At 34.0% G+C, this 15704-nt stretch carries 16 protein-coding genes and 1 pseudogene; 4 read left to right on the top strand and 13 right to left on the bottom strand.

The genetic code is table 11. The features are described from left to right. Position 1: 1 nt before the first annotated feature. The 10 genes and pseudogenes from bsdE14_RS03570 to bsdE14_RS03615 all read right to left on the bottom strand — a co-directional run bounded on the left by bsdE14_RS03570 (position 2) and on the right by bsdE14_RS03615 (position 8782). Positions 2-304 (bottom strand): hypothetical protein, encoded by a 303-nt coding sequence (locus bsdE14_RS03570; protein WP_264848584.1) that lies wholly within the window; start codon positions 302-304, stop codon positions 2-4. Between the two features lie 27 nt (positions 305-331). Continuing rightward, positions 332-979, bottom strand: coding sequence for a hypothetical protein (locus bsdE14_RS03575; RefSeq protein WP_264848585.1), 648 nt, complete (start codon positions 977-979; stop codon positions 332-334). Positions 980-989: 10 nt separating this feature from the next. Continuing rightward, positions 990-1160: a hypothetical protein gene (locus tag bsdE14_RS03580; RefSeq protein ID WP_264848586.1), complete on the bottom strand. Its 171-nt coding sequence runs from the start codon at positions 1158-1160 to the stop codon at positions 990-992. A 190-nt stretch (positions 1161-1350) separates the two neighbouring features. Beyond that, positions 1351-1527 carry a hypothetical protein gene (locus tag bsdE14_RS03585; RefSeq protein WP_264848587.1) on the bottom strand — a complete coding sequence of 59 codons (177 nt, stop codon included), beginning with the start codon at positions 1525-1527 and terminating at the stop codon, positions 1351-1353. A gap of 92 nt (positions 1528-1619) precedes the next feature. Then, a pseudogene (locus tag bsdE14_RS03590) lies at positions 1620-2588 on the bottom strand (ABC transporter ATP-binding protein); the annotation flags it as partial. Positions 2589-2606: 18 nt separating this feature from the next. After that, on the bottom strand, positions 2607-3629 hold the full coding sequence (locus tag bsdE14_RS03595) for an ABC transporter ATP-binding protein (RefSeq protein WP_264848589.1): 1023 nt from the start codon (positions 3627-3629) through the stop codon (positions 2607-2609). Positions 3630-3640: 11 nt separating this feature from the next. Further along, complete coding sequence (opp4C, locus tag bsdE14_RS03600) at positions 3641-4552, bottom strand: oligopeptide ABC transporter permease (protein ID WP_264848590.1); 912 nt, start codon at positions 4550-4552, stop codon at positions 3641-3643. Positions 4553-4567: 15 nt separating this feature from the next. Beyond that, positions 4568-5533, bottom strand: a complete 966-nt coding sequence (locus bsdE14_RS03605) for an ABC transporter permease (protein WP_264848591.1) — start codon at positions 5531-5533, stop codon at positions 4568-4570. Positions 5534-5679: 146 nt separating this feature from the next. Continuing rightward, complete coding sequence (locus bsdE14_RS03610; protein WP_264848592.1) at positions 5680-7407, bottom strand: ABC transporter substrate-binding protein; 1728 nt, start codon at positions 7405-7407, stop codon at positions 5680-5682. A 103-nt stretch (positions 7408-7510) separates the two neighbouring features. After that, positions 7511-8782 carry an MDR family MFS transporter gene (locus bsdE14_RS03615; RefSeq protein WP_264848593.1) on the bottom strand — a complete coding sequence of 424 codons (1272 nt, stop codon included), beginning with the start codon at positions 8780-8782 and terminating at the stop codon, positions 7511-7513. Positions 8783-9015: 233 nt separating this feature from the next. Between bsdE14_RS03615 and bsdE14_RS03620 the strand changes: the two genes are divergently transcribed. From bsdE14_RS03620 to bsdE14_RS03630, 3 genes are all read left to right on the top strand, one after another. Continuing rightward, positions 9016-9234, top strand: coding sequence for a hypothetical protein (locus bsdE14_RS03620; protein ID WP_264848594.1), 219 nt, complete (start codon positions 9016-9018; stop codon positions 9232-9234). 2 nt (positions 9235-9236) lie between these two features. After that, positions 9237-9548 carry a spore coat protein gene (locus tag bsdE14_RS03625; RefSeq protein WP_264848595.1) on the top strand — a complete coding sequence of 104 codons (312 nt, stop codon included), beginning with the start codon at positions 9237-9239 and terminating at the stop codon, positions 9546-9548. Between the two features lie 174 nt (positions 9549-9722). Continuing rightward, positions 9723-10856 carry an HD-GYP domain-containing protein gene (locus bsdE14_RS03630; RefSeq protein WP_264848596.1) on the top strand — a complete coding sequence of 378 codons (1134 nt, stop codon included), beginning with the start codon at positions 9723-9725 and terminating at the stop codon, positions 10854-10856. 59 nt (positions 10857-10915) lie between these two features. Here the strand turns inward: bsdE14_RS03630 and bsdE14_RS03635 are convergent, their stop codons facing one another. Further along, complete coding sequence (locus bsdE14_RS03635) at positions 10916-12208, bottom strand: glycoside hydrolase family 18 protein (RefSeq protein ID WP_264848598.1); 1293 nt, start codon at positions 12206-12208, stop codon at positions 10916-10918. 70 nt (positions 12209-12278) lie between these two features. Next, complete coding sequence (gene tsaD, locus bsdE14_RS03640; RefSeq protein ID WP_264848599.1) at positions 12279-13298, bottom strand: tRNA (adenosine(37)-N6)-threonylcarbamoyltransferase complex transferase subunit TsaD; 1020 nt, start codon at positions 13296-13298, stop codon at positions 12279-12281. A 252-nt stretch (positions 13299-13550) separates the two neighbouring features. Between tsaD and bsdE14_RS03645 the strand changes: the two genes are divergently transcribed. Continuing rightward, the gene (locus tag bsdE14_RS03645; RefSeq protein ID WP_264848600.1) at positions 13551-14168 is read left to right on the top strand and encodes a RusA family crossover junction endodeoxyribonuclease; all 618 of its coding nucleotides are present in this window, start codon (positions 13551-13553) and stop codon (positions 14166-14168) included. Positions 14169-14194: 26 nt separating this feature from the next. Here the strand turns inward: bsdE14_RS03645 and bsdE14_RS03650 are convergent, their stop codons facing one another. Continuing rightward, positions 14195-15454, bottom strand: coding sequence for an NAD(P)/FAD-dependent oxidoreductase (locus bsdE14_RS03650; RefSeq protein ID WP_264848601.1), 1260 nt, complete (start codon positions 15452-15454; stop codon positions 14195-14197). Positions 15455-15704: the final 250 nt, after the last annotated feature.

Consider the following 15704-nt stretch of genomic DNA (forward strand, 5'->3'; position numbering starts at 1 on the left):
ATTATCCACTCACTCCACTTTTCCCTGAAGAATAGCTGCTAGAACCACTAGAAGGCTTTCCCCAAAAAGAACCTTTTTTTGTGTTTGAAGAGCTTCCCGAACTTCCTCCATAGTAATGATAGCCTGAACTTCCGTTTTGTTCCTCTTCATCATCATTTTTGGGTGTGCAACCCATAAATGCAGAGCTTGTAGCAAACAATACTGCAAATGCCAAGGCTGTTGCCTTATTTTTTCTAGACAAGGTTTTTACCTTTTTTACTTTTTCATTATATTCTAAGACACTGTCTTCTTTATAATCTTCCATAAAACTCCCCCCATTGCCTCAAACTCCCTATAGCTTATAATTGATTCCCTTATATTCAACTTCAATACTATTATGTTTTAGATAATCTAAATAATATGCTATATCTTCTTTTACTTCATCTTTATAGATATATACTACTCTTTTAAATCCTAATTCCTCTAACATATAATGATACGGAAGGTCATCTTCTGTTAATTCATATTGATTATTAAAGTAACATTTAAGTTCATCATCACTGCATTCTTTATATCTATAGTTATCTAGTATAAAAGCAAACCCGCTAGGTTCAATTTTTTCTAATAATTCGCCATAGCCTATAAGCCTAGATATATAATCTTTATCTCCCACAATTCCATAAGGATGTAGTGGATTATTAAAAATTAAAATTGGCTTTATGTTTAAAAGTTTTTGTATGTATAATCCTAGTTTTATTCCCTTTACTGCTGGAATATCAATAAAGTATAACGTAGTTTTAATATCATATTTATCAATAATATCTTCTAATATCTCAAAGCTATCTCCCTCAGTTAATTCTATATCATTTAACTGAAAATCTGGATAATGTTTTAAAGACACAAAATTAGTTGCTCGTAAAAAACATCTGAAAGGTCCTAACCCATCAGCCCACTTATTATATATTTTAAGCAAATCAACTTCTTTTAAATTTTTAGACATTAGCTTCACCTTAATACACTACTGCATAAAGCTTATCTAACATAATTATCTGCGTATAGCCATTTTCATCTAAAATTTGTATATAATTGGTTTCTACATCTAATATTTTTCCTCTTATTGTAGCATCTGGCGTTTCATCCAGCCAAGAACGAATAGTAGTGTAGATATAAATATCCTTCATAATACCCTCCTGTATTCCTCTGTGCTGCACAACAATTGTCAATTGCTATGCTCCTCTATTCCTGTACATTCCTTTAGTTACATATTATTACTATAAATCTTAAACTATGATATTGCAATAATTTTTTAGTAAGCACCTAATTTTCTTACCTAGAGTAAAAAAGGACACCATTAGGTGCCCTTCAAAAATATCAATTTCTCATCCAAACCTTAGTAACAAATAGCATTATTAAGCTCATGATAACTATAGCTCCTATTGCTATTGGAATAAGTATTGAAAATTGAGCAAGCATTATAGCAAAAAGATCTTTAAACCCAAGCTTTTCTTTTTCACTAGTTTCATCCTTTTTCTCATCTAATGTATCCATTTTTTTCTCCTTTCACTGGTCACACTGGGTAGTCTGCCGATTCCCATCGGCAGACTACCCGTAAATGTCCATTTAGGACATTTACCTCCACCTTATAGCAGATGACATGCCACAAAGTGGCTGCTACCTACATCTTTATATTCTGGTATATCATGTCTGCACTTATCCATAACATATGGACATCTAGTATGAAATTTACAACCCTTTGGTGGGTTTGCTGGACTAGGTATATCTCCCTGAAGCAGTATTCTTTCACGCTTTAGGGTTGGGTCTGGAATTGGTACTGCAGAAAGCAGTGCCTTTGTATATGGGTGAAGTGGATTTGCATATAATTCATTTTTGTTTGCTAGTTCCACCATTGATCCTAAGTACATAACTCCTACTCTATGGCTTATATGCTTAACCACGCTTAAATCATGGGATATAAACAAATATGAAAATCCCATCTTTTGCTGTAAATCACACATAAGGTTAATAATTTGCGATTGTATTGAAACATCAAGAGCAGAAACTGGTTCATCTGCAACTATAAAATCAGGATTTAGTATAAGCGCTCTTGCTATTCCAATTCTCTGTCTTTGTCCTCCTGAAAATTCATGAGGGTATCTTTTAATATGGTATCTTGCAAGTCCACAAAGCTCTAATACCTCTAGAACTCTGTTCTTAATTTCACTCTTGGATGCAAGGTTATGATCTTCCAGTGCTTCCCCAATGATTTGTCCTACAGTCATTCTAGGATTCAGGGAACTATAAGGGTCTTGGAAGATAATCTGCATCTCTGGCCTTATATTTCTAAGTTCTTTTTTCTTTAGAGCAAAGATTTCCTTATCCTTAAAATATACCTGTCCCTCTGTCTTATCCAATAGCCTTAGCAAGGTTCTTCCTGTAGTAGACTTTCCGCAGCCAGACTCTCCAACAAGACCTAAGGTTTCACCTTTTTTTATCTCAAAAGAAACGTCATCAACAGCCTTCACATAGCCAACGGTTCTTTGAAGTACCCCTGCTCTTATGGGAAAATATTTTTTCAAGTGTTCTACCTTTACAATATTTTCTGCCATGCTCTCCCTCCTTGTTTTCCTCTAATAAAGCCAGCAGGCTACCTTATGGTTTTCACTTACCTGCTTTAGTCTAGGCTGCTTTTCCTTACATAGCTTTAAGCACTTCTCACATCTTTCGGAGAAGTAACAATTCTCAGGCATTCCTATAGGATTAGGAACCTGACCAGGTATAGAATAAAGTCTTTCCCTATCCTTGTTTAATATTGGTTTCGAATTTAAAAGTCCAACTGTATATGGATGCATTGGATTTTTAAAAAGTTCAATTACTGGTGCTTCTTCCACTACTTTTCCCGCATACATTACTATTACATAGTCTGCCATTTCAGCTATAACTCCTAAATCATGGGTTATAAGCATTATTGAAGTATTAAGCTTATCCTTTAAATTTTTCATTATGTCTAGAATTTGAGCTTGAATAGTTACATCTAGTGCTGTGGTTGGTTCATCCGCAATTAATAGCTTAGGATTACAAGACACTGCCATAGCTATCATTGCTCTCTGTCTCATTCCGCCACTTAGTTCATGAGGATAACTATCAACTACTTCCTCTGCTCTAGGTATACCTACTAGTTTAAGCATCTCTATTGCCTTTTTTCTTGCTTCTACCTTGCTTAAATTCTGGTGAAGTATTATAACCTCTTCTATCTGTTCTCCAATAGTAAATACCGGATTTAAGGAAGTCATTGGCTCTTGGAATATAACTGAAATTTCATTTCCTCTTATTTCTCTCATTTCACTGTCACTTAGATTTAAAACATTTCTACCTTCAAAAAGTATTTCCCCGGCAACTATTCTTCCTGGTGGATTAGGAATAAGCCTCATCAGTGACATTGCAGTTACACTTTTACCGCAGCCTGATTCACCAACTACACCAACAGTTTCTCCTTCCTTTATTTTAAAGCTTACATCGTTTACTGCTTTTACTATTCCATCCTCAGTAAAGAAGTGAGTCTTTAAATTTTTAAATTCTACCAAATCCTTACTTTTCCTCTTTTTTTCCAACTCTTCATTTATATTTTTTTGAAGCTTTTCATTGTTTTCCATAGCTATCCCCCCTATACCTTTAGTTTTGGATCTAATGCATCTCTAAGTCCATCACCAAAAATGTTTATGGATATAACTGTTAAGAATATGCATAGTCCTGGTGGAATCCAAAGCCATGGTTGAGTTTGGAGGATATAAAGATCGTTAACTACTTGAACCATATTGCCCCATGAAGGTGTTGGTGGTGTAACTCCAAGACCTAGGAAGCTTAATGCTGATTCAGTAAGTATTGCTCCGCCTATACCAAGTGTAGCTGTTACTATTATTGAAGCGAAGGTATTTGGAAGTAGATGTCTAAACATCTTTTTTCTATCCTTTAGGCCAAGAGCTTCAGCTGCCTGCATAAATTCCTGCTCCCTTAAGGATAATATTTGTCCTCTTACAATTCTGCAGAGTCCCGGCCAACTCAATACACCAAGAATAAACATAACTACAAACATTCTATATTCCGGTCTAACTTTTAAATCTGACATCAAGGCTCCAAGCATTATTAATATTGGTAAGCTTGGGAAACACATAAAAACATCAACAATTCTCATTATTATGCCATCTACAACACCGCCGTAGTATCCTGCAACTGCCCCAAGAATACTTCCGATTACTATTTCTATAACAACTGCAACAACACCAACTGACAATGATATTCTTCCAGCGTACATTATTCTAGTAAGTACATCTCTTCCAACCGAATCCGTACCTAAAAGGTGCTGTGCTGTTGGTGAGGATGATACATTACCCAGATCTATAGTTTCCATATCATAAGGAGATATCCAAGGTCCAACTATTGACATAAGTACCATGAATATCAAAATAAACAACCCGGTTAAAGCCAGCTTATTTTTCTTAAGCCTTTTCCACGCTATTTTCCACGGGCTTATTATGTCTTCCTTTTTAATCTCATTTACGTTTACATCGGCTTCCACTAATATCCCCCCTTACTACTTAAGTCTTATTCTTGGGTCAACAATTGCATAGGATATATCAGCTATAAGATTACCAAGAAGTGTCAGAAGCGAAAGCAACATAGTAATACCCATCAATAAGTAGTAATCTCTGCCATTTACTGCCTGGAGCTCAATTGGTCCTATACCTGGCCAGTTAAATATAGTTTCTGTCATAATAGCACCCGAGAACAATCCAGGTAGTGAGAAACCCAATATAGTAATTACAGGTATCAAGGCATTTCTAAGTGCATGCTTATATATAACTACCTTCTCTTTTAATCCTTTAGCTCTTGCTGTTCTAACATAATCCTGCCTAATAACCTCCAGCATACTTGAACGAGTATACCTCATTAAACTTGCAACACTGCCCAAGGTTAATACTATAAGAGGTAAAAGCATGTGGTACATTACATCTATAAAATTCTTAAAGCCAGTATAATGCGCTCCTGGAGTATGCATGCCCGAAACCGGAAAAATATGCAAGTCTACCGCAAACCACTTTATGAGCAAAAGCCCAAAGAAGAAGGATGGCATGGAAATACCAATCAATGCAAATACAGTGAAGAATGAATCAAATCCGGAATACTGCTTTGTTGCAGATATAATGCCTATAGGTACTGCTAAGAGCACACTCAAAATAAAGCTAGCTAGTGATAAATAAAAGGAATTCCATATATAATCATTCATAACTTTACTTACAGGTTTCATATAATAGAAGGATTCTCCAAAATATCCTTTTGTAAATACATTCTTAGCCCAGTAGCCATATTGAACATACTTAGGCTCGTCCAAATGCATTTGATGTCTAAGTTCAGCTTTTCTTGCTGCACTAAGCTTAGGGTTCATACTGCCCGATATAGCATCCCCTGGAGCCAGTGAGAATATCAAAAATACTACTAGCGATATTCCAATTAGCACTGGTATCATCTGTAGCAATCTTCTAATGATATACTGCCTCATGATAAACCTCCCCGTATTTTTTATTAATGCATAAGGATTTTTAACCCTTACTTTTTAAAGCTTAATTTTTTTATATGTGAAGGAAAAGAATTTTCATATTCATATATTTACTATGCCCGGCTTAAGCCGGGCATAGAATAAAATTATTAATTAGCTGCTATTTCTGCCTTCCAAACATCATAAGTCCAATCTCTGTATGGGGAAATTTCTATTCCCTTAACCTTTGAACTTACAGCCCACATATCCTTATTTTGGCTTATAAATATATATGGAAGGTCATCATTAGCCATTTTTGTCCATTTCTTGTATATTTCTTTTCTCTTTTCAAGGTCTGTAGTCTTCAAACCCTCTTGAACAAGCTTTTCAGCTTCATCATTTCTCCAGCCTACAGAGTTAAATCCTCCAAGGGTATCCTGAGAAATTGCAAATATTCCTGATGGATCTGGGTCTATAGATAATGACCAAGCCATATTATACATTTCAAATTCCTGCTTATCGTAAACTTTTTCTGATAAAGTTGCAAATTCCATAAGTTCTGGTATAACTTCTACGCCAATAGCCTTCCAATTTTCTTTTACTATAGGAACTAAATTATCTACATATTTACTTCCAGTATATGTTAACCAGTGAATTGTGAATTTCTTACCATCTTTGTATCTCCATCCGTCGTCCTTCTTTACCCATCCTGCTTCATCAAGAAGCTTGTTTGCTTTCTCAGCATTGTAGTCATACTTTTCTATATCTTCTGTATATGCCCAAGACACTGGAGACATTGGAGCGTTACATACATCAGCATATCCTTTATAATAAGAGTCTACAAAACCCTTTCTATTTAAGCCATAAGTTAGAGCTTGACGTACTTTCTTATCCTTGAACATGTCATTTCTTAAATTAAGTCCTATATAGGAGTATCCGTTGTCTGGATAGAATTGAAGATCAAGGAAACCTGCTTCATTTAACATATTTATATTTTCTGGTTTAGCTGCAATTACATCCATATCTGTTCCACCAGATTTAAGCTCTTGAATATTAGTTTGAGAGTTTGTTACCTTCATAATAATATTAGCAATCTTAGGAGCACCTCTAAAGTAGCTGTCATTCTTTTCAAATTCTACTGTCTGACCAGCTTCATAAGCTTTGAACTTGTACGCTCCTGTACCCATTGGCTTTAAGAATAAATCTTTAAGCTTTTGGATTGAACCCTTTTCAAAGCCATAGTAATTCTTTGACATAATTCCATATCCAAAGTCACCAATAATTGCTGGTGCCTTAACATCTGTTAAAGTAAAGGAAATAGTATAATCGTCAATAACCTTTATGCCGCTTACTTCTTTTGCATCACCTTTATTATATTCTTTAAATCCTACTAACTTTTCAGCTGCATCAACTCTTGGTCCATCATATTTAGGATCACATAAAGCAGTATAGGTAAATGCAACGTCTGAAGCCTTTAGTTCAGTTCCATCACTAAACTTAACACCTTTCTTTAAGTGGAAGGTATAAGTCTTATTGTCTTGTGAAATATCCCATTTTTCAGCCAAAAGACCTATTGGATTTCCTTCCTTATCATTGGTCATTAAACCATCAAATACAAGAGATGTTACATAGCTATCATAAACGGAGTCACTATAAATAGGATTAAATTTACCACTAGGAGCCGTTATACCAACAATAAGGGTATCCTTTCTGTCCTTTGAAGTTTGAGGAAGCTTTTCTGGATTTGGAGCCTTTTTAGTCTCCTGAACCTTTTTGTCTACCTTTGCAGTATCACTTTTACCCGGATTATCAATAACTTTTTGTTTTTGACCACAAGATGTAAAAATCATTGTAGCTGTCATTACTGCACTTATTATTAATAGTGCCTTTCTTTTCATATAGTTAATCCCCCTTTCTTGTTTCATATTGTATCTATATTAAGTAAGAAGGATTTTTAGAACAAAAAGTATAAAAAGCTACAAATTGTAGCCTTTTATATTTCTAGTTATTTAACTTTTTTGATTTATCACTCAAATTCAATGCATACATAAGGATTGTTGAAAAAACTGCTAAAATAAACAAAAGAGCCCATGCAGTCTTTATACTTGTTTTTTGAATAAACATCCCCATTAGAAATGGACCAAGTGCAAAACCAGCACCTGTTAATAGTGGAATAACTGAATTAAATCTTCCTCTATGTGTTATTGGAGTATGACTTGCAATATATACACCCGAATTAGTACTACTCAACACCTCACCAGTAGACCAAATTATTGTAGATAATATAAACAATGGATATGTATTTACAAAATACAACATTCCAAATCCTACTGCATATAACGCACCAGAAAGTACCATATTAAAGGTTGTTCTAATTTTTTTTGTAAGATTTGTTATTGGTGTAGTTAAAAATACTACCACCAGAGCATTAGTTGTCATAAGTGTTCCAAAAATTTTGGCTCCATTATCTGGGAAGCATTGATTAACTTGCATAGGTATTATAAATAGATGTTGAGCGTATACGAAGGTATAGATAGTAGTTATTCCAGCAAAAGCTAGAAGTGCTGGCCTTTTAAGCAGTACAGCAAATAGATTTCCCTTTTCTGCCTTCTCATTATGATGAAGCAACTCATTATTATTATCAAATTGTTCAGTATGTGGAATGCTTTCCTCCACAAAAAATCCTATTAAAATCAATGAAACAAAGGTTGATATTGCATTCCCCCAAAATATCCAGCTAATATAGTTTTTATAAAGAAAACCTGCAATTAGAGGACCTACTGCAAGCCCCATATTATTTCCCATATATAATAGTGAAAAAGCATTTCTTCTATTACTTGCATTAGTTAGGTCTGTAGTCATAGCTGTATATGCTGGTGTAGCAGCTGAGGTAAAGAAAAAGGCTAAAAGTAGGAGCCATGGTATTAACATGGATTCCTTCAAAAACCCACAGGGTATTAAAAATAATGCAGCTAAGCCTTGAAATATTATTACAATATGTTTTCTACCAAATTTATCTGATAATTTTCCGCCTAAAAGAGCACCAGGTACAGAAGTTACAGCTGTAAGTAACATGAATTTACCTGCAGTACCAGCCCCAAGCTTCAATTTTTCTGTTAAAAACAATGTAAGAAATGGATATATAAAACTTCCCATGGCATTAACTATTCTTGAAAAAAATATTATATATATACTTCGAGGAAATCCCTCATAAGTACTTAACAGCTTTGGCATTTTCATGTTTCTAATCACATCCTTAATTTTTGTGGCCATTAATAAGTACATGCGACTTTTGCCTTATTAATGTTTCAAGCTGAGCACTATATTTTTGAAAATTTAGTTTGTTGTTAAACTTTACCACAAAAATATGAATTTATCAATTTTTTGAAATATTTTATTGGTTTCCCTACAAGTTTTAATCATTTTTCCAATTAATATACCAGCATATTTATTTTTTATATTTCTAATAATATAAAAGGTTAATTAATTATAAAGGAGGAGAAAAGATGAGAAACCTTACTGAATCTGAAAAAATATCCCTTAGAGAATTACTCCAGATGGAAACAAACTCCCTAGTTAAGGCCGAGGCTAGCAAAGCAATTATAACTGATGAACAGCTAAAAAAAGCTGCTGATGCTGGTATTCTGGCTATGGAAGGCAGAATAAAAGGAATTCAACAATTTATTAATGAAAATTCTGTTATAGATACTGGGGAGGTGCATTAGTAATGGCTTCAATTATGAATACTATTATGGGAACTTCAAATATTCAAATGGATGATAAAACAATAGCTAATGATTCTCTTATGGCATCAAAGGCTGCTGCAGGAGCCTATTTAACAGCTTCTTTGGAAGCAGCTACTCCAGAGCTAAGAACACTTTACACAAGTAGTCTTCAGCAGGTACTTCAAGGTCATGCAGCAATGACTGATTTAGCAGTAGCTAAGAATTGGTATCGAGCATATGATGCACCCGACCAACAGCTTTCTGATGCAGTAAAGCATTCTGAAAACACAATTAGCAATTTGTCTGCAAAATAGATATGCAAAAATGCACCTCTCTAGGTGCATTTTTTATATACTTTATTTTATGTTTTTAACAGACTTTAGAAGGATTTTTAATTATTATATTGAATAATTAAATTACCAATTCAATTATTCTAATACTACTTTTATCTAATATTTTACGTTTTACGTTTAGAGGTGGATTTTACTATGCGGCTTGTACCAATTGAATGTGTCCAAGAAGGCACATATTTAGCCAAAACCATTTATGATAATGATGGGAGGGTTCTTCTAAGAGAAGGTGTTAAACTTACTGATTTATTTATTAGTAGAATAAAATATATAAATATTTTATCTATATATATTCATGATGAATATAGCGACAATGTGATTGAAGACGTTATCAAACCTGAGCTAAGACAAAAGGCAATAAAGACTATTAAAGACACATTTACTAGCTTTGAAAAATATAATATGAATATTTCTTCTAGAAGCATTAATCCTAATAGCAAAAATGATTTTATCAAGGAAAGACAAGGTTATTTTGATTCTATAGGCAAAATTGCAGAGGACATAATGGATGAACTCCTTTCAAAGAAAAATATACTAGTTAATATTGTTGACATAAAGAGCTTGGATAATTATACCTATCAGCATAGCGTAAATGTAGCAGTACTTTCACTAGTTATAGGACTTCAGTTAAAACTGAACACCTATGATTTATATAATCTTTGTATGGGTGCACTTATGCATGATGTTGGTAAAGTTTTTGTTCCTAAGGAAATAATTCAAAAGCATGACAAACTTACAAACAAAGAGTTTGAATTAGTTAAAGAACATTCAAAAGCTGGTTATGATTATTTAAAAGGTAGTGTTGATATTTCAGTACAATCCAGAATTATAGCCCTTCAACACCATGAAAGAGAAAATGGACAAGGTTATCCAGATGGCCGCAAAGGATCTGATATAAATAAGCTATCAAAAATAGTAGCTGTAGCTGATGTGTATGATGCCCTTACCTCGGACAGGCCTCAAAGAAGGGCATTAAGTCCTAATGAAGCTCTCGAGTATATAATGGGCGCTGGTGGAAGCCTCTTTGATTATGAGATAGTTCGCGCCTTCTCCTTAGTTGCCATACCCTATCCAGAAGGGACACTAATTAAACTTAGCAATGGAGATATAGCGGTTGTTCAAGAATTAAATTTAACTTACCCTCTTAGACCAAAAGTTAAGATTGTTAAAAGTATAGATTTTACATCTAAACCACATTTTGTAGATTTGATGAGTACCCTTGATTTAGTAATTCAAGGTGTTCAATATGATATCGGTGAATTTCCTAAATAAGTAATCATTTATACATATTAAAAAGAAGACTGCCGTAAACAGTCTTCTTTTCATTATTTTTATCTTACAACCTTAACTATATTAAACATATCATCTAGTACGGTCCAATTTTGTGCAAAAGGCTGACCTAAGGACCAATAGCTTACACCTCTTAGTCCAAGCTCACTTGCCATCCTGTATTTCGCCTGTACACTTCTAGCATCGTCAAACCAAACCACATGTTGTCTTCCATTTTCATCCGAATAATTAAAGTGCGGTGCTTGAGCCTTTTCATCATATAGTATTGTAGCACCGTATTTAGCCGCTAATTCTACTGCAGCCTGAGGGCTCAAAGCCCTTGCATATTGCCCACCTGGTGTATAAGGCAATGCCCAATCATATCCATACATTGGCATACCCATTAATATTTTTTTAGGCGGCATTACTGATACAGCATAATTAAGTACTTTTCTAACTTCATTTATGGGTGCCACTGGAAGTGGTGGTCCTCCAGACCATCCCCATTCATAAGTCATGAGAACTACAAAATCTACTATTGCTCCGTGTGCCTTATAGTCATGAGCTCCATGCCAGGATCCTTCTTTTATATCATAGGTCTTTGGAGCAAGAGCTGTTGAAACTACATATCCTAAAGGCTTCAAAGCTGCTACTACTTTTCTTAAAAAATTATTATACGCATCTCTATCCTCTGGTGGAAGTCTTTCAAAATCGATATTCACTCCATAATAACCTTTTGTTCTAAGCACATTAATCACATTATTTATAAGTGTCTGCTGCACATTTGCATTAGTTACAATAGTATGTCCTAAATTGGTATCAAAAGCGTCATTTTTAATATTAGACATAGAGAACAGCGGTGCTATTCTAAATCGTTTTGCTTCTCTAAGCACTACATCATCCTTTAGCTCAGATAAACTTCCATCTTCCTTAACTTCATGGCTAAAAGGAGTAATATAAGTCAAATATGCTCCAACATCATCAACTAATTTCGCATCTTCCTCTGTACCTGATGGTTTATTTACATATCCGTTTGTCTCCAAATACCCATAATTTTTTGCTTGTGCTGGTATTGCTATAACTTGACCCGGATTTAATGCAGCAGGATTTGCTATGTTATTTAACTCCATTATACTTGAAGGAGATACATCAAATCTTCTGCTAATGCTATAAATACTGTCTCCAGGCTTAACAACATACTCCCTTGCAACTCCTGGGATAACTAATGCCTGCCCTAGAACAAGGGTCTTTAAATTTTGTATTCCATTTGCGTTAATTATTACGTCCTGGCTTACACCAAATCTCCTAGAAATACTCCATATGGAGTCTCCTTGTCGAACCACATATATTCGCAAGCTATTCACTCCTCATATTTTGTTACTATACCAATATATTCATAATAATATAGAAGAGTGCTTGTTTAATTTATCTTTCTCCCAGCTTTAAATTAGGAATAGCATTCAAGGATAAATCAGCTTTTCTACCCTTTAAGTATTCAAAGTATGCTGCACTTCCAATCATGGCCGCATTGTCAGTACACAATATTGGGGATGGAAATAGTACCTTTATGCCTTTTTTATTTCCTTCACTTATCATTGTCTCCCTTAGCGTAGAATTTGAAGCTACTCCACCTGCAATGGCTATTTTATCAACTTTTTTCATTTCACAAGTTTTCATAGCATTGTCTACTAATACATCAACCAGAGCCTTTTGGAAGGAAGCTGCTACATCTGCCCTATTTATCTCCTGACCAGTCATCTCCATTTTATTTAAATAGTTTAAGACTGCAGATTTTAATCCACTAAAAGAAAAGTCTAGTGATTCATCATGAAAATTAGCCCTTGGAAACTTTATGGCATTTGCATTGCCTTCTTTTGAGAGTTTGTCAATCTTAGGCCCTCCTGGATATCCAAGACCAATTGCTCTAGCCACTTTATCATATGCTTCTCCAGCTGCATCATCTCTTGTTTGACCAATTATTTCAAACTCACCAAAATCTTTCATATATACGATAAAGCTATGCCCTCCAGATACAACTAAACATACAAATGGGGGCTCAAGTTCCTTGTGTTCTATAAAGTTAGCACTAATATGACCTTCTATATGATTTACACCAATAAGGGGCTTTCCAATGGCATAGGCAAGGGATTTTGCATACTGCATTCCTACTAAGAGTGCCCCTACAAGTCCTGGGCCATAGGTAACTCCAACCGCATCTATTTCTTCTAAAGTACACCCTGCTTTATCTAATGCTTCTTGTACTACAAGGCTAATTGCCTCTATATGCTTTCTGGAGGCTACCTCTGGAACTACTCCTCCAAATTTTGTATGAATATCAATTTGGGATGAAATTATATTTGATAATACCTCTCTTCCATTCACTACTACTGCTGCTGCAGTTTCATCACAGCTAGTTTCTATGGCAAGTATTTTAACATCGTTCATTTTTAATACCTCACTTACAAATGCTTTATTAAAACTTATTATTTACAAAGTGTAATCTTAGCAATACTTAAATCTAATTACAGTATTTCATTTGTACTTTTCATCTTATTATACACAAAAATCTATGTTATAATCAAATATATGTTTGTATTATCATAAAGAGGTAAAAGTACTAAATGGACCTTTACGGGGAACTTGCCATGAGAAGCGGCATGTTAAGTTACCCGCTGTGACCATTGAAAGGAAAAATAAATGAGCTACGCAAAAGTTATAGTAAAAGGATCCCCTATTTCAAAATCAAATTTTAAACTTTTTAATTTAAATGGAAGAGCAATACTACCATATAATTCAGGTAAGTATCACGATAGATATGCCTTATATGAGGAAGAAATTGCACTGGAGACAAGAGCTCAAAATCCTAATTTAGTCCTTAGTGAAGCTCTTATTGCTGTACTAAAAGTATATTATAAAAGTAGAAAACGTCATCCAGACACAAATAATATAACTAAGAGTATATTTGACGGAATAGAAAAAAGCGGACTAATTATAAATGATGCTCAAATAAGAAGACTTATTATAGAAGAATTTTATGATGAAAAAAATCCAAGATTTGAACTGGAGTTGTATGGTGAAAGTAGTTACTGCATGAAATATGAAATAATAAAAAAAGCACATAATGATACACCTATAGAGTATGCACCTCCTCCAAATAAAAAAAACCTTTTACCTAACAAAGATAAAAAGTCTTCTACAAAATCTGATGGAACTATCTGTGAAATATGCAATAAGGCAATTGATAAGGCTTCTGCAGTTTCTGCAAACAAAGGTAAGCTAATAATATGCAGGGACTGTTTAAAAAAATTATTTTAAAAGATAGAGCAGTTTTGCTCTATCTTTTAAAATTTTTGAATTTTTATCGTTATGCTTTTACAATTAGGGTATTTATTGAATATTTCTTTATTAATTTTTATATTTTCTGTTTCACCTGGATATAATACTTTTTTATCTTCACATAGTACTTCTTCGTTATCAAAATATATAAGCAGTTTTGAGTCTCTATACACTTCTTTAGGCCTATATACTATATCCAAAAAATCTTCTATATTTATTGGATTAACATATCTAGGAACTGTGTAAGCTATACCTTCTCCAGCTATTAGCTCAGAAGTATTTGAATCAACACTTTTTCCATATAAATAATTGGCAGCATGCTTTCCTGCATTATAACTTTCTATTGTTACACTATCCACCCAATTATGAACATAAATTACGTCACCGCATGCAAATATTCCTTCTACATCTGTCTGCATACTCTCATTTATTTCAGGTCCTTGGGTTTTTGGAGAAAGCTTTATATTTGCTTTTTCTGCCAAGTAATTTTCTGGTATTAGCCCTACAGAGATGAGAAGTGTATCACATGGTATATATTCTTCTGTTCCTTTTATAGGCACCTTATTTTCATCTATCTTTGCTATAGTTATTCCTTCAACCCTATCACTGCCTTTTATCTCTATTATTGCATGGCTTAGTTTTAAAGGAATATTAAAATCCTCTAAACATTGAGATATATTCTTTTTTAAGCCCCTTGGATAAGGCATCATCTCAATAACAGCCTTTACCTTAGCACCTTCTAATGTCATTCGCCTTGCCATTATTAAACCAACATCACCGGAGCCAAGTATAACTACTTGTTTTCCAGGCATATACCCATCCAAATTGACAAACTTTTGAGCTGTTCCAGCTGTATAAACACCAGCTCTTCTAGTCCCAGGAATATTAATTGCACCTCTTGGTCTTTCACAGCAGCCCATAGCTAAAATTATTGCCTTTGCTTGAATTTCCAAAATTCCATCTTGTTCATTAACAGCAGTAATTACCTTCTCACTGCTTAAATCCAATACTGCTGTGCTTAATTTGTATTTTATTTTATATTGTTCTATTTTATCAATAAATCTTTGAGCATATTCCGGTCCTGTTAATTCTTCCTTGAAGGTAAACATTCCAAAACCACTATGTATGCATTGTTTTAGAACACCGCCCAACTGATCCTCTCTTTCAAGAATTAATATATTTTCAATGCCCTGTTCCTTGGCTCCAATTGCAGCTGCCATTCCCGCTGGTCCTCCTCCAATTACAACCAAATCATACTTTTGCATTTTGACCCTCCTATATTCCTCATTCTATGCTGAAAGATTATCACTCTTTCAGTGCTCTGTATTTAAGCTTAATAATTAGCTTTAAATTCATTATAATTATAATCTATATATTATTCTACCATATTTGAATTGTTCAGCAATAAAATATAAATTATGCTCAAAAAAAATTAATTATTTTCAACTTTATTCCAATGAAAAAACATGAAAGCTTGGTCTGTTTTTTATAGGATATAGGCATTTAATTTGGGCA

Origin of the sequence: Clostridium omnivorum, assembly GCF_026012015.1 — a bacterium.
Lineage (GTDB): Bacteria > Bacillota > Clostridia > Clostridiales > Clostridiaceae > Clostridium_AX > Clostridium_AX omnivorum.

Excerpts from the sequence above, each read along its gene's own strand:
- bsdE14_RS03620 (WP_264848594.1), top strand. The coding sequence starts at position 9,016 with ATGAGAAACCTTACTGAATCTGAAAAAATATCCCTTAGAGAATTACTC.
- bsdE14_RS03625 (WP_264848595.1), top strand. The coding sequence starts at position 9,237 with ATGGCTTCAATTATGAATACTATTATGGGAACTTCAAATATTCAAATG.
- bsdE14_RS03630 (WP_264848596.1), top strand. The coding sequence starts at position 9,723 with ATGCGGCTTGTACCAATTGAATGTGTCCAAGAAGGCACATATTTAGCC.
- bsdE14_RS03645 (WP_264848600.1), top strand. The coding sequence starts at position 13,551 with ATGAGCTACGCAAAAGTTATAGTAAAAGGATCCCCTATTTCAAAATCA.
- bsdE14_RS03650 (WP_264848601.1), bottom strand. The coding sequence starts at position 15,454 with ATGCAAAAGTATGATTTGGTTGTAATTGGAGGAGGACCAGCGGGAATG.
- bsdE14_RS03595 (WP_264848589.1), bottom strand. The coding sequence starts at position 3,629 with ATGGAAAACAATGAAAAGCTTCAAAAAAATATAAATGAAGAGTTGGAA.
- bsdE14_RS03580 (WP_264848586.1), bottom strand. The coding sequence starts at position 1,160 with ATGAAGGATATTTATATCTACACTACTATTCGTTCTTGGCTGGATGAA.
- bsdE14_RS03615 (WP_264848593.1), bottom strand. The coding sequence starts at position 8,782 with ATGGCCACAAAAATTAAGGATGTGATTAGAAACATGAAAATGCCAAAG.
- bsdE14_RS03585 (WP_264848587.1), bottom strand. The coding sequence starts at position 1,527 with ATGGATACATTAGATGAGAAAAAGGATGAAACTAGTGAAAAAGAAAAG.
- tsaD (WP_264848599.1), bottom strand. The coding sequence starts at position 13,298 with ATGAACGATGTTAAAATACTTGCCATAGAAACTAGCTGTGATGAAACT.
- bsdE14_RS03610 (WP_264848592.1), bottom strand. The coding sequence starts at position 7,407 with ATGAAAAGAAAGGCACTATTAATAATAAGTGCAGTAATGACAGCTACA.
- bsdE14_RS03575 (WP_264848585.1), bottom strand. The coding sequence starts at position 979 with ATGTCTAAAAATTTAAAAGAAGTTGATTTGCTTAAAATATATAATAAG.
- bsdE14_RS03570 (WP_264848584.1), bottom strand. The coding sequence starts at position 304 with ATGGAAGATTATAAAGAAGACAGTGTCTTAGAATATAATGAAAAAGTA.
- bsdE14_RS03605 (WP_264848591.1), bottom strand. The coding sequence starts at position 5,533 with ATGAGGCAGTATATCATTAGAAGATTGCTACAGATGATACCAGTGCTA.